Annotated in this window: 17 protein-coding genes; 5 read left to right on the forward strand and 12 right to left on the reverse strand. The window is 67.7% G+C overall.

Going from position 1 to position 18791, the window contains the following annotated elements; all coding sequences use genetic code 11:
• Positions 1 to 241: 241 nt before the first annotated feature.
• From AC3ANP_RS01545 to AC3ANP_RS01555, 3 genes are read right to left on the reverse strand one after another with little or no spacing between them, the layout of a single operon-like run.
• Positions 242 to 1522 (reverse strand): MFS transporter, encoded by a 1281-nt coding sequence (locus AC3ANP_RS01545; RefSeq protein ID WP_488331611.1) that lies wholly within the window; start codon positions 1520 to 1522, stop codon positions 242 to 244.
• A 14-nt stretch (positions 1523 to 1536) separates the two neighbouring features.
• Positions 1537 to 1974: a MaoC family dehydratase gene (locus AC3ANP_RS01550; RefSeq protein WP_488331612.1), complete on the reverse strand. Its 438-nt coding sequence runs from the start codon at positions 1972 to 1974 to the stop codon at positions 1537 to 1539.
• Between the two features lie 3 nt (positions 1975 to 1977).
• Positions 1978 to 2454, reverse strand: coding sequence for an FAS1-like dehydratase domain-containing protein (locus AC3ANP_RS01555; protein ID WP_488331613.1), 477 nt, complete (start codon positions 2452 to 2454; stop codon positions 1978 to 1980).
• Positions 2455 to 2596: 142 nt separating this feature from the next.
• On the opposite strand from AC3ANP_RS01555, the gene AC3ANP_RS01560 reads away from it, so the two are divergent.
• Together AC3ANP_RS01560 and AC3ANP_RS01565 are read left to right on the forward strand one after the other, a co-directional pair.
• Positions 2597 to 2974: an ArsR/SmtB family transcription factor gene (locus tag AC3ANP_RS01560; protein ID WP_488331614.1), complete on the forward strand. Its 378-nt coding sequence runs from the start codon at positions 2597 to 2599 to the stop codon at positions 2972 to 2974.
• Positions 2971 to 4650, forward strand: coding sequence for a SulP family inorganic anion transporter (locus AC3ANP_RS01565; protein ID WP_488331615.1), 1680 nt, complete (start codon positions 2971 to 2973; stop codon positions 4648 to 4650). Before AC3ANP_RS01560 ends, AC3ANP_RS01565 begins: the two co-directional genes overlap by 4 nt.
• Here AC3ANP_RS01565 and AC3ANP_RS01570 read toward each other — a convergent pair.
• The 4 genes from AC3ANP_RS01570 to AC3ANP_RS01585 form a co-directional block, all read right to left on the reverse strand.
• Entirely contained in the window at positions 4640 to 4864 is a 225-nt protein-coding gene (locus tag AC3ANP_RS01570) for a DUF3188 domain-containing protein (RefSeq protein ID WP_488331616.1), read from the reverse strand. The two genes, AC3ANP_RS01565 and AC3ANP_RS01570, sit on opposite strands and share 11 nt — an antisense overlap.
• Before the next feature lie 403 nt (positions 4865 to 5267).
• A complete protein-coding gene (locus tag AC3ANP_RS01575; protein WP_488331617.1) occupies positions 5268 to 6131 on the reverse strand; it encodes an HpcH/HpaI aldolase/citrate lyase family protein in 864 nt (287 codons plus the stop codon).
• A 94-nt stretch (positions 6132 to 6225) separates the two neighbouring features.
• A complete protein-coding gene (locus AC3ANP_RS01580) occupies positions 6226 to 7143 on the reverse strand; it encodes an aldo/keto reductase (protein WP_488333122.1) in 918 nt (305 codons plus the stop codon).
• Positions 7144 to 7199: 56 nt separating this feature from the next.
• Complete coding sequence (locus AC3ANP_RS01585) at positions 7200 to 8906, reverse strand: glycoside hydrolase family 13 protein (RefSeq protein WP_488331618.1); 1707 nt, start codon at positions 8904 to 8906, stop codon at positions 7200 to 7202.
• 87 nt (positions 8907 to 8993) lie between these two features.
• Between AC3ANP_RS01585 and AC3ANP_RS01590 the strand changes: the two genes are divergently transcribed.
• A complete protein-coding gene (locus tag AC3ANP_RS01590; RefSeq protein ID WP_488331619.1) occupies positions 8994 to 10298 on the forward strand; it encodes an ROK family protein in 1305 nt (434 codons plus the stop codon).
• Here the strand turns inward: AC3ANP_RS01590 and nhaA are convergent.
• Positions 10237 to 12078 (reverse strand): Na+/H+ antiporter NhaA, encoded by a 1842-nt coding sequence (gene nhaA / locus AC3ANP_RS01595; RefSeq protein WP_488331620.1) that lies wholly within the window; start codon positions 12076 to 12078, stop codon positions 10237 to 10239. The two genes, AC3ANP_RS01590 and nhaA, sit on opposite strands and share 62 nt — an antisense overlap.
• Before the next feature lie 222 nt (positions 12079 to 12300).
• On the opposite strand from nhaA, the gene AC3ANP_RS01600 reads away from it, so the two are divergent.
• Positions 12301 to 13770, forward strand: a complete 1470-nt coding sequence (locus tag AC3ANP_RS01600) for an MFS transporter (RefSeq protein ID WP_488331621.1) — start codon at positions 12301 to 12303, stop codon at positions 13768 to 13770.
• Positions 13763 to 14368: a universal stress protein gene (locus AC3ANP_RS01605; RefSeq protein WP_488331622.1), complete on the forward strand. Its 606-nt coding sequence runs from the start codon at positions 13763 to 13765 to the stop codon at positions 14366 to 14368. Before AC3ANP_RS01600 ends, AC3ANP_RS01605 begins: the two co-directional genes overlap by 8 nt.
• A 16-nt stretch (positions 14369 to 14384) precedes the next feature.
• Here AC3ANP_RS01605 and AC3ANP_RS01610 read toward each other — a convergent pair whose 3' ends face one another.
• The 4 genes from AC3ANP_RS01610 to AC3ANP_RS01625 all read right to left on the reverse strand — a co-directional run bounded on the left by AC3ANP_RS01610 (position 14385) and on the right by AC3ANP_RS01625 (position 18768).
• Complete coding sequence (locus tag AC3ANP_RS01610) at positions 14385 to 15044, reverse strand: SDR family oxidoreductase (RefSeq protein ID WP_488331623.1); 660 nt, start codon at positions 15042 to 15044, stop codon at positions 14385 to 14387.
• Positions 15045 to 15168: 124 nt separating this feature from the next.
• Positions 15169 to 15864, reverse strand: coding sequence for a response regulator (locus AC3ANP_RS01615; RefSeq protein WP_488331624.1), 696 nt, complete (start codon positions 15862 to 15864; stop codon positions 15169 to 15171).
• Entirely contained in the window at positions 15861 to 17558 is a 1698-nt protein-coding gene (locus tag AC3ANP_RS01620; RefSeq protein WP_488331625.1) for an ATP-binding protein, read from the reverse strand. The genes AC3ANP_RS01615 and AC3ANP_RS01620 overlap by 4 nt, the downstream gene beginning before the upstream one ends.
• A 31-nt stretch (positions 17559 to 17589) precedes the next feature.
• Positions 17590 to 18768 (reverse strand): MFS transporter, encoded by a 1179-nt coding sequence (locus AC3ANP_RS01625; protein ID WP_488331626.1) that lies wholly within the window; start codon positions 18766 to 18768, stop codon positions 17590 to 17592.
• Positions 18769 to 18791 lie beyond the last annotated feature (23 nt).

Raw genomic sequence — 18791 nt, forward strand, 5'->3', positions numbered from 1 at the left:
AAAACAGAGGAATCTAACACTCGTGCTCCAAAGGCAACAATCCACGGTTCCCGTGGGAGCCCTCCGCGCCACGCTAGCCGACAGGCTCAACCACAGCACCACAGACCAACCGGCGTCCACCGCGGCAGACACCTCCATGATCTGCCCGAAACCTCATCCGCGGCCAGAGCCCGAGGCGAGGCAACCGCATACTTTCTCCCACCACGGCGCGACAGCGGCTCTGGACCGCTAGCCGGGTTCGTCAGCCGGCCTTGCGGGCCACCGGGGAGAGCAGGAAGCTGACCACCAGCATGACCATGACGGCCAGCAGCGAATGCAGGATCCCCACGTGTTCGGCGAGCAGGCCCAGCAAAGGCGGCCCGCAAAGGAACGCCCCGTACCCGATGGTGGAGACCACCGAGACGCGGGCCGCTGCCCTTCCCGGGTCGTCAGCGGCGGCGGACATGCCCACCGGGAAGCCCAGCGAGGCGCCCAGCCCCCACACCGCCAGCGCCACGTAGGCCAGCCACGGAACCGGCGCAAAGACGAACAGCCCCAGCCCGGCCACGGCCAAAGCGGCGCACCAGCGCATCACCGGGACCCGGCCGTAGCGGTCCAGGACAAGGGTTCCGGCGAAGCGGCCGATGGTCATGAAGGAAACGAAGAGACCGTAACCTGCGGCTCCGGCGGCGTCGGACTGGCCATGACCGTCGGCGAGCGCCAGTGCCACCCAGTCCCCGGCTGCACCCTCCGCCAGTGCCAGCCCCAGCACCAGGACGCCCAGCAGCAGGGTCCGGCGGTCCCGCCACGCCTGGGCGATCTGCCGTTTATGGTCCAGCGGCGCCGCGGTGCCCTGCGTTGCCTGGCTGATAATGGGCAACGGGCCGGTGGAGGGATCATCAAACGTGTCCGGGCTGGCCGGGCTGAACACTTTTTCCTGCTCCACCGGGGTGACGTCGGCACGGAACCAGCCGGCGGCGGTCGCGACGGAGCCGGCGACCAACACCCCAGCAACGGCCAGGTGCCAAAAAACCGGCACGCCGCTGCCTGCCGCCCAGGCGCCGGCGCCGGCACCGGCGACCGTGCCCAGGCTGAATGAGCCGTGCAGCCGCGGCATGATGTGCCGCCGCACCGCACGCTCGACGGCGGCGCCCTCGACGTTGGAGGCCGTGTTCCAGCTGGCCGTGCCCAGTCCGATCACGGCGAGCCCCGCAGCCGCAGCCAGCGGATTGACCAGGACGGAGGTGCCGAACCCGGTCAGGACCAGCCCGGCGCCGACCATGATGCTGCCGATCCGGATCGTCTGTTTCGACCCGAAGCGGAGCACAATCAGCCCGGAGGCGGTCACCGAGACGAAGGATCCGAGGGTCATGCACAGCAGCAGCAGGCCTACGTTCCCCGGGGTCAGGCCCAGCCCGTCACGGATGGCCGGCAGCCGGGAGACCCAGCTGGCGAAGGCGACGCCGCTGAACGCGTACGCGACCACCACGGCGTTGCGCCAGCGGGTGACCTCCGCGGAGGCGGCTGCCGGGCGCACGCTCACCGGTGCAGCATCGGTCAGGCCAGCCTCACGACGGCCTGCGCCTTCATCAGGACTTTCTGGCCGGCCGAGGTCACGGTGAGGTCCACCCGGGCGGTGCCTGCGTCGGCGTCGAGCGCGCCGATGGCGGCACTGACGTCAACCACCGCGCCCGCCTCCGGGGTTCCGGTGGTGTCGGGCACGGGGACCGGTTTGGTGAAGCGGGTCTGGAAGTCGACGACGGCGGCCGGGTCCCCGGCCCAGTCCGTCACGAGCTGGACGGCTGCACCCATCGTGAACATCCCGTGGGCGATCACGCCGGGCAGGCCGACGCCGGCGGCGAACGCCTCGTTCCAGTGGATCGGGTTGAAGTCGCCGGAGGCGCCGGCGTATTTGACGAGGTCGGTGCGGGTGACCTCGACGCTGCGGCTGCCGAGGTCCTGGCCGACGGTCAGCTCTGAAAGCGTGGGGCGCATGGCCTACTGCTCCTCTCCGCGGACCAGGATGGACGAGGTGGTGGTGGCGACGGCTTCGCGGGCGGCACCCGGCCCGGTACCCGCTTCGGCGAGGGCGAAAATCTCGGAGCGGGTGGTGATCATGGCCCCGCCGCCCATGGCGCGGACGCCGTCGACGTGCAGTTCGGCGACCAGCCGGTCCCCGGCGATGATCGGCCGGTGGTGCACGAACCGCTGGTCTGCGTGCACCACGCGGGAAAAATCAATGCCGGACTCGGGGTCCCGGATCAGCTGCGCATCGGCGCGCTGGGCGACGATGATCGCGAAGGTGGGCGGGGCCACCAGGTCGCCGTGGCCCAGGGCCCGGGCGGCGTCCACCTCGAAATGTGCGGGGTGGGTGGCCTTGACCGCGCGCGCGAACTCCCGGATCTTCTCGCGGCCGACGTCATACACCTCCGCGGCAGGGTAGCTGCGGCCCTGCAGGGCCGGATTGATAGTCATGGCTCCAGCCTAGCGCCCGGCCCCGGGCGGCCGGTCCGCGTTACGCTTCCGCGCCGGGGGCGCCCCGCGGTATGATGAAAACATCAATCCATTAATCCGTGGGGGTCGTCCGGCGCACGCGGAGAGAGCGAAGGTCCTTCCGATGATGCCCGCAGCACAGGCTCCGCTGTACGAGATCAAGGCCAATCTGTTCAAGGCCCTCGCCCATCCGGCGCGGATCCGGGTGCTGGAACTGCTGGCGGCCGCGCCGGGCACCGCGGCCCCGGTCAGTCACCTGCTGGCCGAGACCGGGCTGGAGGCCTCGCACTTGTCCCAGCATCTGGCCACGCTGCGCCGGCACCGGGTGGTGACCTCGGTCCGGACGGCCAACGCCGTGACTTACCGGCTGGCCCACCCGAAGATTGCCGAGCTGCTGGCCATCGCGCGGATCTTCCTGCTGGACAGCCTCGCGGAGTCGGGCGAGCAGCTCCGGCTCGCGCAGGAACTGCCGGCCGCGCCCCTGCAGGGTTCCGCCTCGTGACTGCCGGGACCGCGACCCGCGGCGCCCGGGGCTACCTCGCCCGTTTCCTGCCCTCCCGCCGCGACTACGACGGGCTGCGCAGGTCCTGGCGGACTGATCTGCTGTCCGGCGCCACCGTGGGCATTGTGGCCCTGCCGTTGGCCCTCGCCTTCGGGGTGAGTTCTGGCGTAGGCGCCGAGGCCGGGCTTATCACGGCGGTGGTCGCCGGGCTGGTGGCCGCGGTGATGGGCGGATCGCATGTGCAGGTTTCCGGCCCCACCGGCGCCATGGTGGTGGTCCTGGCCCCGGTGGTGGCTGCCCACGGTGTCGGCAGCATCGCCCTCGTGTCCGTGCTGGCCGGGCTGCTGGTCATTGTCCTGGGCGTCAGCGGCCTGGGCCGGGCCGTCGCTTTCATCCCGTGGCCCGTAGTGGAGGGGTTCACGCTGGGCATCGCGGCCACCATCTTCCTGCAGCAGGTGCCCATGGCTACCGGCACCGAGGGGGTGCCGGGCCACAACACCGTGCTGGCCGCCGTCGAGAGCGCATCCCGCGCCTCGGCTCCGGTCGCGCTGCAGACCCTGGCCGTCGTGGCGGCCGTCGCCGCGGCAATGGTCCTGCTCCCCCGGCTCAACAAGGCCATCCCGGCAAGCCTCGCAGCGGTGCTGCTGGCCACCTTGGCCGCCGAAGTCCTGGATCTGCAGATCCCGCGGATCGGCGCTTTGCCCCATGCGCTCTCCGCCCCGTCCCTGCCGTCCGTGGACCCGTCGGCGCTGGGCGGGCTCCTCATGCCGGCCGTGTCCATTGCCACGCTGGCAGCCATCGAGTCCCTGCTGTCCGCGCGGGTGGCCGCCGGCATGGTGGGGCCGGACGGCCGGCCCACCGGTAGGTACAGCCCGGACCGCGAACTCACCGGGCAGGGTCTGGCGTCGGTCGCTGCGGGTCTCTTCGGCGGCATGCCGGCCACGGGCGCGATCGCCCGGACGGCCGTAAACGTCCGTTCCGGAGCCAGGACCCGGCTTGCGGCGATCGTGCATGCGCTGGTGCTGCTGGCCATCATCTACCTCGCGGCCGGGCTGGTCGGCAGGATTCCGCTGGCGGTGCTGGCCGGGATCCTGATGGTGACGGCCACCCGGATGGTGTCGCGGCAGACCATGGCGGCGGTGCTGCGGTCCACCCGGTCCGATGCCTTCGTTTTTGTCCTGACCGCCCTGATCACCCTGGCCCTGGACCTGATTGTGGCGATCGAGATCGGGCTGGTCGCGGCGGCGGTGTTCACGCTGCGGAAGTTTGCCTCGCTCAGCGGTGTACAGCGCGAGGAGATCCCGGGTCCGCCCGCACCCGGCGACCGTCACATCGCGATCTTCCGGCTGGACGGCGCCATGTTCTTCGGCGCGGCGGAGCGGGTCCTGCAGGAGATCAGCCAGGTCAGGGACATCCAGGTCGCGATCATCCGGCTCTCGCAGGTGCGCATGCTCGACGCGACCGGCGCGCACACCCTGGTCGACGTGATCTCGGCGCTGGAACTCCGCGGGGTCACGGTGCTGCTCAAGGGCGTCCAGCCCCAGCACCTGGACCTGGTGACCAATGTGGGCGTGATCCGCTCGCTGCGGCACCACAAGCACTTGTTCGGCAGTCTGTCCGAGGCCGTGGAGCATGCCCGGAGCCACGTGGCGCGGAACGCCGCCGCTAACGCCTGAGGTTTTTGCGGATCGTCTGGCCGCGGACCACGATGCCGGCGATGTGCAGGACGAGTCCGAGCCCGATCACGGCCAGCGATGCTACGGCCAGGGCCTGGTTGCCGGTGTTGTTGCCGAGCAGGTTGAGGATGATGCCGGCGGCGATCAGCCCCATGGCGCTGAAAACGAGCACCTTGTAGGGAGTTGGCGCGGTGGCCCAGAATTCGTTCAACACCGTGCCAGTCTACCGTGGCCCGATTGCCCGGCCGGAGGGGCTAAATTGCTGGCGACACTAAAATTTTCTGCCGACACCCATACTTCCTGACGCACCCGGAATACCAGGGGCGCCAGGTATTTTGCGCGTCGCGGGGCAAATACGGCGCTGGCGACGTAGCCGGGCATGACGGCGCCCTGCTCCGCGAACCGGCGCCATTTCCGCAGCTGTGACGCGGTGCCGATCTTGCTGTCCGGCGTCGAGCGCCACGTCGGTGAAGGCACCGGCGGAGTTCAGGAGGCGCAGGGCCGCGAGGACGGCGGCCGGCTGGACGGAACCCGCCAGCGCCGGACCATCCCAAAAGACCCCGAGGACCAGATAGCGGGTATCGGCCACGGGGGCTCCTTACTGGACCGGGAACCGGCTACAGGGCCGGCTGCACCCCGAAGGCTACCGCGAGCTTCATGATCTTCTCGGCGCGGCCGAGGCGCGGCAAATCGGAGCCGTCGCGGATGACACGGCCATTGGCTTCGAAGTCGGCCATGAAGTCCGTGGCCCAGGCGACGTCCGAGGGTGTCGGGCTGATGACTTCGTTGATGATGTGGGTCTGGTCAATCTGCAGGCACAGCTTGCCGGTCATGCCCATCGTCACCGTGATGCCGGTCTGCTCCCGCAGGATCGGGTGGTTGGTGCCGACCGTGGGGCCGTCGATCGGTCCGGGCAGGTTCCCGACGCGGCTGGCGACGACCAGCTTGGCCCTCGGGTAGGCCATCGCCTCCGGGGTGGCCGCCATGCCGGTATCGCGGCGGAAGTCTCCGGAGCCGAAGGCCAGCCGGTACGCGCCCTGGGCCTTGGCGATGTGGTTGGCTTCCTCAATGCCGACCGCAGACTCCACCAGCGGGATGACCGGGGTCTTGCCGTCCATGCGGTGGAAGCTCTCGGTGACCTGGTCCGCAGACTCGGTCTTGGCGAGCACCACGCCGAGCAGGCCGGGGGTGCCGCGGAGGCCGGCCAGGTCATCGGCCCAGAAGGGGCTGGTGGCGTCGTTGATCCGGACCCACGCGCTGCCGCCGGCGGTGAGCCAGTCCACGACGTGTTCACGGGCCGCGTCCTTCTGCGAGGGGTCCACCGCGTCTTCGATATCCAGGATGATGGCATCGGCGCGGGACTCCGCTGACTGACCGAAAAGTTCCGGCTTCATGGCATTGACCAGCAGCCAGGAGCGGGCAATCTCGGCCGGGATGTTGCGCTGGGGCCGGACGATCCCGGCGGTGGTGGTAGAGGTCATGCCTCTACGCTAGCCGTCCGGGGGCGCCCGCCGCCAAGTAATAGCCTGGTTACGGACGACCAATACGACCAAAATCACTCCCGGCCCCTGCCGCCTACGGGAGGTTGCTGCCGCGGGCGGTGATCCAGAGGCGGTACCACTGGGCCCGGGTCATGGCGGCGGCCACGTCTGCGGCGCCGGCACAGGCCCGGATTCTTTCCGGCTTTGCGGTGCCGATCACCGGTGCTATCCCGGCCGGGTGCTTCATCAGCCAGCCCAGCAGGACGGCTTCGGCCGTGGTGTCCATGGCGGCGGCCATCGTGGTCAGGAGTGCCGCGGTGGCCTCGTCGGCGGCAGCCGGGGCCGGCAGCTTCGCGCCGGTGTACCGGCCGCGGGCCAGCGCCCCGTAGGCCTGCAACCTGATCCCGCGCCGGAGGCAGTGCTCCACGGTCCCGTGCGGGAAGCTGTAGTCGACGCCATCGGCGTGGTTGACCAGCACGGTGCTTTCCAGCCAGGCCCGGGCAGCCAGGCTCATCTCCAGCTGGTTGGCCGTCACCGGGACGTCCAGGCGGTCCTGCAGCATCTCGATCTGCGCCGCCGACATGTTGGACACGCCCAGCGCCCGGACTTTGCCTTCGGCCATCAGCTGCCCGACGGCGGAAGCGACCTCGGCGGGGTCCAGCAGCGGGTCGGGCCGGTGCAGCATCAGCACGTCGACGTAGTCTGTCCGCAGCCGCGCCAGGCTGGCGTTGACGCGTTCCAGGATGCCATCGCGGCTCAGGTCGTAATGCGCCTCAAGGCCCTGCTCGTTGAGGCGGATCCCGCACTTGGTCTGCAGCCGGATCCGTTCCCGCAGCGCCGGGGTCTGCGCCAGGACCTCCCCGAACACGGCTTCCGCTTTGCCGTGGCGGTAGATGTCGGCGTGGTCAAACAGGGTGATGCCGGAGCTGAGCGCGGCATCGACGGCGGCGGCCGCCTCATCCACGTCCGCGGACGAGTATGGCGCCGGCGACCAGCTGCCGCCCAGGCCCATGCACCCGTAGATCAATTCCTGCTCCGCGGCCGCGGCCGGCCCGGCGGCCGGCACGCTCAGCGCAGCCAAACGGTGGTGCTGCCGGGGAGCAGCTGCCCCTCCAGCGGTCCGCTGCTGAGGAGCACCTCGCCGGCGGGCAGCTCGACGGCTTCGGTCCCGAAGTTGGTCACGGACTGCCAGCCGCCGTGCCGGCGGAAATGCAGCACGTCGGGCCGGCCGGAGTCCAGCCATTCCAGCTCTTCGGAGCTCTGGAGTTCGCGGCGCAGCCTGAGCGCTTGGCGGTAAAACTCCAGGGTGGAGCCTGGAACGCCGTCCTGGGCCGCCACGGCATAGCGGCTGAACCACGCCGGTTGCGGCAGGTGGGCGGGGCCGGCTCCGAAGCCAAACGAGGCACCCTCCGTGGTCCAGGGCAGCGGCACCCGGCAGCCGTCGCGGCCGATCTCGACGCCCTTGTTGCGGAAGAAAGTGGGGTCCTGCCGGTCCGCGTCAGGAATTTCGGCAACCTCCTGCAGACCCAGCTCTTCGCCCTGGTACAGGTACGCGGAGCCGGGCAGTGCCAGCATCAGCTGCGTCGCTGCGCGGGCCCTGCGCAGGCCAAGGTCGACGTCGAGCTCTTCGGCCGGTCCGCCGGCCAGGAGCCAGCCCTTGCCGTCCTGGCCTTTGGCATGCCGCCCGCTGCCCTGCGGCAGGCCATAGCGGGTGGCGTGCCGGACGACGTCGTGGTTGGAAAAGACCCAGGTGGACGAGGCACCGGACTCTGCCGCCTCGGCAAGGTTGCGGGTGATGATGTCGTGGAACTCGGCGGCATCGAAACCGGCCTGCAGCAGGTCGAAATTGAAGGCCTGGCCCAGTCCCGCGGGACTGGCGTAGCGGGCGCGGCGGCTGGCGTGCACCCAGGCTTCGGCGACGGCGGTGCGCGGAGGCGTGTACTCGTTGAAGACCTCTCGCCATTCGACGTAGATCTCGTGGACTTCGTCGCGGTCCCAGAACGGGTGCGAGCCGTCGAGGTGGCCGTCCGCGCCGGACCCCGCCGGGCTGAGTTCGACCTTGGAGAGCAACGGCTCGGTGAGGTCCTTGGTCAGGGCATGCGCGACGTCAACGCGGAAGCCGTCCACGCCGCGGTCGGACCAGAAGCGGAGTGTTTTGAGGAAGTCATCGCGGATCTCCCGGTTGGACCAGTTCAGGTCCGGTTGTTCCTTGGCGAAGATATGCATGTACCACTGGCCCGGTGTGCCGTCCGGCTCGGTGATGCGTTCCCAGGCCGGGCCGCCGAAAACAGACTCCCAGTCCGACGGCGGAAGCTCGCCGTGCTCACCCTTGCCGTCCCGGAAGATATAGCGGTCGCGGGCGGCTGACCCGCGCGGGGCGGCGAGGGCTTCCCGGAACCAGAGGTGGCGGTTGGAGGAGTGGTTCGGCACGATGTCCGCGATTAGCTTGATGCCGGCGGCGTGCAGCGCGGCGGACATGTCATCGAAGTCGGCCAGCGTCCCGAGTTTCGGGTCCACGGCACGGTAATCGTCCACGTCGTAGCCGCCGTCGGCGAGCGCTGACGGGTAGAAAGGCGAGAGCCAGACGGCGTCGATCCCGAGGTCTTTCAGGTACTGGACCTTGGCCGTGATGCCCTTGAGGTCGCCGAGGCCGTCGCCGTTGGAATCGGAGAAGCTCCGCGGGTAGATCTGGTACACCGTCGCCTGGCGCCACCAGTTCGGGTCGGCGGCGGAATCGGAACCGGACAGGGTTGCCAGCGTGGCGGTGTGGGGCAAGGGGAAATCCTTCGGGCCGGGGTCTGGTGCTGCGTTCGGGTCGTAGAATTTAGATAGAACCTAAATCTAATCTGGGTACCATCATGCGTGCGCGTTCATGGGGAGGTCAAGATTCAACAGCCGACGGCGGCCGCCAGGCCTCAGCTGCTGCGCCGGGTCAACGCCCAGGCGGTCCTCTCGGCGGCCCGCGCCGCCGACGTGATCACCGGCACCGACCTCATGGCGCAGACCGGGCTCACCCGCGCCACCGTGATCGCAGTCTGCGAGGACCTGATCAGGCGCGGCTGGATGCGCGAACTGGATGCCTCTCCCAGGGACGCCCCGCCCAGGGATGCCGCGCCCGGGGATGGGCTGCCCCCGAAGGCGCCGGCGGCCGGCGCTCCGCAGAAGGGCCGTCCGGCCAGGCGCTTCGAACTCAGCGCGCGGGCCGGCGTCGTCCTGGGCCTTGACATTGGTGCCGCCACCACCACCGCCGTGGTGGCTGACCTTCGCGGCCGGGTCCTGGGGCGGGCCAGTCACCGCTTCCGCGCGGCCGACATTCCGCCCGAGGAACGGATCAGCGTCGTGGACCAGGCGTGCCTCGATGCGCTGGCAGCTGCGGCCGAAGACCCCGGCAAGGTCCTGGCAGTGGGCGCGGGGATCGCCGCCCCGGTGGACCGGGGTGGAAACGTCCTGTCGTCCCGCCCGTTTTGGAGCCTGTTCGACGTCGGGCTCCGCTCGGCGCTGCAGGAACTGCACGGCTGGCCGGTGCTGCTGGAGAATGACGCCAACCTGGCCGCTCTCGGTGAACGCTGGCGCGGATCCGGGGCCGGCGTGGAGGACCTGGTGGTGCTTTTGGCCGGCGAACGCCTCGGTGCCGGCGTGCTGGAGTCCGGCCGCCTGCTGCACGGACACCGCGGTGGAGCCGGCGAAATGGGATTCCTGGAGATGGTGGAAGGGGTTGGTTCCAGCGACGGGATCGCGCTGCTGGCCAGGCGCTGGCGGGCAGCCGGCAGCGGCTCGGCGGCTGCAGACGCGGACGCGCGCCAGGTCTTTGCGGACGCCGCGGGCGGGGACCGTGAGGCGCTGGCCATCCTTGACCGGCTCGCGGAACGGATGGCCAGGGTCATCGCGGCGGTCGCAAGCCTCATCAACCCCCAGCTGGTGGTAATCGGCGGCGCGGTCGCGGAATCGGCCGCGGCGCTGCTGCCCGGCATCAACGCCGCCCTGCCGCGTTTCACCGCCACTCCCCCGCAGGTCACGGTTTCTCCGCTCGGCGATGCCATTGTGACAGTGGGTGCGGCCAGGCATGCCCTCGATTTCGTCGAAGCCAACGCCTGGGAACTGGACCTCACGGTCTCCCCTGCGGGTTCTTTGACCCAGCCGTCAGGTACTGCTCCAGAACGGTCGTGACGTACCAGGAATTAGGCGGCCCATCGAGCCGGCGGCCGTTCAGGTATAGCTGTGGCCGGTCCGGCAATTCAGCTGCCTCGGCGTCCAGGTTGTCGTCCTCCACGCGGGCCAGCTGCGCGGCGTTGTCCACGTCGTTGACAAACCGTTCGACATCCAGCCCCACCTTGCCGGCCAACTCCTCGAGGTCCACTTCTTCATCGGGCGGCACCGGTTTGGAAGTCAACTCGTCGTACATGTCCCAGAAGTGTCCCTGGGCGCCCGCGGCCTCCAGCAGGAGTGCAGACGCCACCGCTTCGTCGGTGACGGCATGATGGCGGAAGACCAGCGCCACCTGCGGACCAAGATGCCGGAGCACCTCCGAGAGCACTTCAGCGGTGTTCTGGCGGTACAGCGGGCTCAGCGCCGCATAAACAACGATGCTCCCCGGAGCATCGGACGGGCCGCGGACGTGGTCGCGGCTGGGGTCCACCGGCCTCTGCAGCATTTTTCCCGCGGGCGCTGGCAGCGGACGGAGCCGCACCCCAGCCTTGAAGACAGCCCAGGCCAGAATGAGTGCCAGCAGCGACGCGAGGAGCACCCCGACGCGGGCTTCATCCTGCAATTGCGACTTCGGCAGCGCAATCCCGACGACCAGCAGGGAGATAGTGAAGCCCATTCCGGACAGCGAACCAACCCCGAGAATCCGGGGAGCGTCCAGTCCAGGAGCCCGGGCGGCCGGGAGCAAACGGAGCACCGTTTCGGACGCGGCCGTGATGCCGATCAGCTTGCCGAGGACAAGGCCCGCCACGATGCCCCATGTCAGGGGGGAGGTCAACGATGCCGCCAGCATCGCGCCGGAAAGGTGAACGCCCGCGTTCGACAGGGCGAAAAGCGGTACGACGACGAAATTCACGTAGGGCGGCAGCATTTCGCTGAGCCGCTGGTTCATGGGAACCGAGCGTTCAATGCTCAGCCGCGCGGCGCGTGCCATCTGTGGCCGCGGAGCCTGCCGGAAGAGATGCACGACCTTGGCCGCCCGTTCAACGTCGCGGCGCCGCGTCGGGTAGACCGGAATCAGCAGCGCCACCAGCACGCCGGTAAGCGTTGAATGCACGCCGGACGCGAACATGGCTAACCAGGTGGCGACGGCGGCCACGAGGTAGGGGGTTACACGCCATACCTTGGCGCGCTGCAACCACCAGATGACGAGGAGCCCAAGGCCGGCCCCGCAAAGAGCAAGAACGTTCAAATTCTCCGTGTAGAAGAAGGCGATGACTGTCAGTGCCCCGATGTCATCCACCACGGCCAGAGTCAGCAGGAATACCTTGAGTCGCGGCACGTTCCTGGGCCCGACCAGCGCCAGCATGCCGACGGCGAAGGCCGTATCGGTGGAGATCACGGCTCCCCAGGCAACCGCACCTTCCGTGCCGGCATTGATGAGCAGGAAGATGACGGCTGGGACGATGAGCCCGCCCAGCGCTGCGCATACGGGCAGCGCAGCCCGCTCGGGCTGATGCAGCTCGCCGATGCTCAATTCGCGGCGCACATCCAGCCCGACCGAAAAGAAAAACACCGCCATCAGCGCGTCGTTGACCCATGATTCGAGCGTGAGTGTCAGCCGGACGTCCCCGACGCTGATGCCGGCATCCAGGGACCAAACCGCGTCGTAGCTGCTGCCCATATTGGCCCACACCAGCGCAGCGATCGTTGCGCCCGCGAGCACCACGGCGGCGATCGTGTCCGTGTGGGGATTCTGGCCGCTGGCCCGCCGGCGGAGTCTGGCCGCGATCGTCTCTGACATCAGCGGTGCGGCCTCCTTCTGAAGTCACGGGCACGTCAGGGTTACTGCCATTCCGGCCGCCTCACGCTCCGTACAAGAGGGAGGATACTCCCCCTCGTTCCGGTCCGGACCGGCGGATGGCATCCGCCGAAAAAAATGCCGTCCGGCCGGCGCCCAACCCGGGTCCGGAGCGTATCCTCAAATGATCCACGCACATACGACAAGGTGATCCGGGAGGGTCCCATGACAAGTGTGACTGCAACGGGGACACCGGCACCGATTGTCAGCTTGATCCCCGCCCGGATGGACCGTCTCCCGTGGACCCGCTTTCACTGGTCCGTCATTGTGGGACTGGGCGTGTCCTGGATTCTCGATGGCCTGGAAATCGAATTGGTGGCCTCCGCCGGCTTCCAGCACACGCTGCACATGAGTGCGCAAGAAGTCGGGCTGACGGGGACCGTCTATCTGGTCGGCCAAGTGACGGGCGCGCTGGTCTTTGGGCGGCTCTCCGACCGGCTTGGCCGGCGGAAATTCTTCATCATCACGCTGGCCATCTACCTCATCGGCAGCGGCGTCGCCGGGCTCTCCTTCGCCGTCTGGTTCCTGTGGCTTTTCCGCTTCATGGCGGGGATGGGCATCGGCGGCGAATACACAGCCATCAACTCGGCGATTGACGAGATCATCCCCTCCCGCTACCGCGGGCGGGTCGATATCGCGATTAACGGCACCTACTGGGCAGGAGCCGCCATCGGCGCCTTCGGCAACCTGTTCCTGTTGAACCCGGACGTCATCCCGGTGGACTGGGGCTGGCGGGTCGGATTCTTCATCGGGCCGGTACTAGGCCTCATCATCATCTATTTGCGCCGCCACATTCCCGAGAGTCCCCGCTGGCAGCTGACCCACGGGCATGCTGAGGAAGCGGAGGAAAACGTACGCCGGATTGAAGAAGAAGTCCAAGCCGAGGGCTACGAACTGCCGCGCGTGCCTGAAAAGAAGGCCATCGCCATCGTGCCGACGCAAAGCATCCCGCTGCGGCAGGTGCCCGACGTTTTTCTGCGGCAGTATCCGCGCAGGACCTTTGTCAGCTTCGTCATGATGGTCACCCAGTCGTTCCTGTACAACGCCATCTTCTTCACGTACGCGCTGGTCTTGCAGAACTTCTACGGCCAAAGCCCCAGCTCCACGCAGTACTACTTCTTTCCGTTCGCGATCGGCAACTTCATCGGTCCGCTCGTCCTCGGCCGGCTCTTCGATACCATCGGGCGCCGCAAAATGATCTTCGCAACGTATGCCTTCGCCGGCGCAGTGTTGGCAGTTTCCGCCGCACTCTTCAACGCGGGCGTCCTGAACGCGGTGACGCAGACCGCCCTGTGGTGCATCAGCTTCTTCTTCGCCTCAGCGGGGGCGTCCTCCGCGTACCTGACGGTAAGCGAGACGTTCCCGCTGGAGCTGCGGGGCCAGGCGATCTCGTACTTCTTCGCCACCGGCCAGGTTGCCGGCGCCATCGCCCCGGCGATCTTCGGAGCACTGATCGGCGACGGCAGCAGCAGGGGTCCGCTGGCGGTCGGGTACTACTTCGGCGCCGGCATGATGATCTTCGGGGGCATTATTGCCCTGTTTTTCGCTTTCGACGCCGAGCAAAAGTCGTTGGAAGACATTTCCGACCCACTCTCCAAAGCACCCGACATCGAGAAAGCCCCCAACAATGAATGAGCCAGAGCCCCTTGGCGACGCGGAGCAGCAGGGAGTGGCGGAACGGCAGGCCGGGCCCGGAGACGCACCGAGCGCCCAAACCAGCACGCCGGAGATCGTTGTGGTGGCCGTGAGTCCCCGGACGGGTTCTGTCGCGTCCCTCCGCTGGGGTGCCATTGAAGCCAGCCGCCGGAAGGCGGAGCTCTACGCCGTAAGCGCCTGGAGCGGCCCACGACCTCCAATGACCAGCGGCGCCCGGCTCCCGGGAGTGTTTTATGATCCCGATGCGGCCCTGGAGCAAGTGGTAGATGACCTGGAGCAGCACGTACAAAAGGTTCTGGGCCCGGATCGCCAGGTCGTCTGCAGGGTGGTACACGGCAGCGAACTGGAGGTGCTGGTCAAAGCTTCCCGCCGGGCCACGGTGCTGGTGACGGACGCCCCGCGACGTACTCAAAGGTCCGCGGCTGCCCCCGGCCGGCGGTGGTTCGCCCAATTGCTGCGCCGGGCCGAGTGCCCGGTGGTGGTCCTGCCACCGGCCCTGCAGACCGATATTGCCCTCTACACCGGCATCCTTCCGGCCCGACGTCGGACAGCGCAGCAGCAGGTGCCGGAACCATAGCCGGCTGCGCCGATCGCTAGTCTGTCGGCCCCAGCGCTGCGGCCAGTGGGAGAGTTCCGTCCCGGAACTCAATGGTCCGCCCAGCCGTCCGTGGCAATCCCAGGACCGCGGCGGCCACCATGGCTACATTGCTGCGGGAGGTTTCGGTGCCGTCGGAGGTGTCCGCCGGGTTGACGTCGATGAGTCCGTTGCCGGGGCCGTCGGTCAGCGCGCCGGGGCCCAGGATGGTCCAGTCCAGTCCGGTGGTCCGCAGGTGGCTGTCGGCGGCCGCTTTGGCTTCGGCGTAGGTGTAGAAGCTGTCCTCCGCCGGAACCCCATGGTCCGCCCGTGCGCCCAGATAGGACACCATGATGTAGCGCCGGACGCCAGCCTGCGCCGCGGCGTCCATCGAGCGGATGGCTGCGTCCCGGTCGACGGCGTACGTCCGCTGCGGGTCGCCGCCGCCCGCCCCGGCGGACCACACCACAGCGTCGTGGTTCTTCAACGCGGCGGCGATGTCCGCCGTCGACGCTGTTTCCACGTCCAGGACCAGCGGGCTCGCTCCCGTCGCGGCGACGTCGGCGCTCTGGGCAGGATTGCGGATGATGGACGTGACGCTGGCCCCGGCCCTGGTGAGCCTGCCGGAGAGTTCCAAAGCCACCTTGCCGTGACCACCAATGATTGCGATTCGCGTCATCGCCCCATTCTGTCCCAACTGTCCCGTGCCCGCACCCCTGGGTCCGCCCGGTTCATCGGCCAAGCCGGTCCGGATCGCCGGGCACTGCGGCTTCGAAGACGTCACGGTGTTCGAGGTGAGTCAGTCAGGATGGGCTTCTGTAGCGCTTTTCGGGGCGGCCACCCCCTCCGTACCGCGGTGTGAGGGTGGCGCGGCCGACGTCGACCAGGTGCTCCAAGTACCGCCTGGCACCGACGCGCGACATGCCCACCAGTTCAGCGAGCTCGGCCGCCGAGAGATCGGTGCCCGCGGAGTGGAGCGCGATGTGGACGCGCTGCAGCGTCGCATCTGAGAGTCCCTTGGGCGGCGGCGCATAGCGACTGCCGGTGCCGGTGCCGGCAATGATCGAATCAACGGTTCGCTGGTCGAGGAGTTTTCCACGGGATGTCCGGCGCACGGTGTCGTGTTGCTTGAAAACTTCGTCGAGCCGTTCAAACAAGGCGGATGCCATATACGGCTTGACCAAATAATGGCGCACGCCTTTTGCCCGGGCTTCCCGTACGCTTTCCAGGTCCCTCGCAGCGGTGACCGCGATGACTTCGAGGTTGCTCCCGCGGTCGAGGCTGAGTCGGGTGAGCACTTCCAAGCCGCTGAAGTCCGGCAAATAAAAGTCCAACAGCACGATGTCGGGCTTAAGCCTCTCGAGCATGGATACGGCTTCTCTGCCTGTATGTGCCTCACCGACGACGGCGAAGCCGGGATGCGACGAGACGAACTCGCGGTTGATCTGTGCCACGCCAATGTCATCTTCCACGATGACCGCTCTCAGTTTGACACTCATGGATTTCCGCCTGCCGACGCCTCGAGCCTCTCGACCGGTGCAATGTGCCCGCCCACGATGCGCAGTGTCACGGTGATCCGGGCGCCGTGGGTGGCACCGTCACCAGCGGATTCGCCAGCAGACGGGAGTCCATTATCAACCTCCACCGTGCCGGCGTTCCGGGTGGCTATTCGTTTAACCAGGGTCAGGCCGATGCCGCGGCCGGTGGAAACGGACCCGGGCCGGGCGGCCTTCGACGAGTATCCGGGGGTGAAGACGCGCTCCCGTAACGCGGGCGCGATTCCCTCGCCGGAGTCGGCCACCGAGATAACAAGTGCTCCTGCGCCGTTGGCAGCCGTCCCCGTGTTGAGGGACACCGAAATCCGGCCACCGGCGCCTGTGGCTTCGACGGCGTTGTCGAGCAGATTGCCGATGATCGTCAACAAGTCCCCGCGGAGGATTTCCGCTGACGGCCGCGAGGCCAGCTGGGGCAGCCTTGAGTCCGGTTCGATCGTGATGTTAATGCCGAGTTCTTCCGCGCGTGCCTGCTTCATCATGAGCAGGGCCGCGATTTCCAGTTCCTGGATACCCGATCGCCCGGCCACTCCGGACCCGGTTCCGCCGCTGCGTTCGTTGGAAATAAAGGTAACGGCCTGCTCCACGCGGCCGAGTTCGAGGAGTCCGGAGATTACCTGAAGCTTATTGGCGAAGCCATGGGCCTGGGCGCGCAGGCCGTCAGCCAAACCCTGCACGCCGTCAAGGTCACGTAGCAGTGCGTGCAGTTCGGTGTTGTCGCGCAGGATGAGGATTGAACCGATGGTGTGGCCGCTGATCTTGGCAATGTCGCGCCGCACCAGTAAGACTCGCTCACCCGAGAGCACCAGGGATTGTTCGGCGTCGCCGTCATCCAGGAACCCCACCAACACGTCCTCAAGGGCGTCCTTGGCAGGTGTGCCTACCAAACCCGGCTCATCCTCGAGGGAGAGCAGGCGCAGGGCAGCGTCATTGATCAACGCGATGCGGCCGCGGTCATCAACGGCCACCACGCCTTCGCGGACACCGTGCAGGATGGCCTCACGCTCTTGGAGCAGCCCGGCAATCTGTTCGGGCTCCAAGCCAAAGATCCGCTTTCGGATCACCACCGTCACCCTGGCAGCCCCGACAACGCCAAAGATCGCCGCGATGCCTATGGTCACGAACAACCAGACCGAATTCGAAAGGTACTGGCTGCGCAGGTCCGTTTCCATGACCCCGACCGAAACCGCACCTATCACGGCATGGTCGGCGCTGAATATTGGCACTTTAACCCGCCAGGATTCCCCCATCGTTCCCTTTTGGGTGCCTATGTACAGGCCACCCGAAAGGGCAGGTCCGGGATCGGTCGAGACGCGCTTTCCGATCTCTGCGGGGTCGGGATGCGAATAGCGGATGCCTTCCTTATTCATCACCACCGCGTAGGCGATCCCGGACGACTTGCTGATCAGCTCGGTGATCGGTTGGATCGTTTTGCTCGGGTCCTTGTCACCGAAGGCGTCCACTATGACCGGCATCGTGGAAACTGATTGCGCGACTCCAAGCATCCGGTCTCGATAGTTTTCCCTGAGCTGGCGCTCCTGCAGGAAGCTGGCGACGGCACCTGTCCCCACAACTGTGATGAGCACAATGGCAACCTGCAGCAGCAGCAACTGTGCCCGCAGCGTCATCCGTCGTCCCATGCCCCGATCTTGCCAGAATTTGGCGCTGCCTTTAGTCGCGGGAGAGTTCACCGGCGGGCTCCTCGCCGTGGGCCGCGCCGTGGGCCGCGCCGATGGCCGCCCCCGACCAGGCACCGCCAACCAGCATGATCCCGGTGGCGACCAGGACGCCGGCAGCCCCCGTTGCGGCCGAAAGCGCCCCCAGTAGGGGCGGCAGCAGGGTTTGACCAAAACGGTTGCTGGCTAGGCGCAGCGACATCGCCAGTCCGCGGGTCCCGGGTGTCGCCAGCTCCGCGATCCAAGACATCGTGAGTGGCTGGCAAGTACCGACGGCGAACCCATAGATCGCCGAGAGGACAATCAGCATGGCGACAGGCACGGGAAGCGCGAAGGCGACCAGGCCAGCTGCGGAGACCCCGATGGCCCACACCATTAGCCGGCGGCGTCCCAGGACATTGACCAGGGAGCCAAGGAATAGGCGCGAGAACATCGAAAACATCGACCGGGTCACCAACATGGCGCTGACGAGCACCGCAGCAATCCCGCGTTCGTGACCGAGTGCTGGCAGGTATGCCAAAAACAGGTCGACCGAGGCCAGGACGATACCGCCCGCCAAGAGCGCCCGCACCAGGCCGGGGATGCGCAGCAAGGCTGCGGCCTCGGTCAGCATCCGGACCCGATTCTCCGGCGCGTGCAGTTCCGAGCTTGGGATGAGGAAGGAGATTCCGAGCAGTACGACGCTGAGTGCGCCGCAAATAACCAAGATCAGCCCCACCGGTGGCGTATCGATGGTGCCGCCAGGAAACGCCAGCAGCAGCGGGCCGATCGTTTGGCCGAGCGCCGATGCGAAACTGAAGTACCCGAACTTGGCGTCAAACTGCCCCCGATTCGTCGTATTCGCGACCATGGCCTGCTCCCCGATCACGGATAGCAAATGGCCCACGCCCAAGAACATGGTGGCGAGCAGCAGTGCCGCCACGGAGCTTCTGCCCAATGTGGCGATGAGCGCCGCCACGATCAGCGCAGCCGCACCGGCGAGCAGTGAAGCTCGTTCGCCTGTGCGGTCTATGACGTGGCCGGCCGGGAGCGCCAGCAGGAGTGCTGGCACAGCAAACGCAGCGACCAAAATGCCGAGCAGCGCCTGTGAACCTCCTGCGTCCAGGACGGCATACGACAGCGTGGGCCGCATGGCAAACGTGATGACCTGGATGACGACGGCGTGGGCAAGCAAGAACGTGATGGTTCGGGACCGCC

Source organism: Arthrobacter sp. JB02-1C (genome assembly GCF_057748045.1).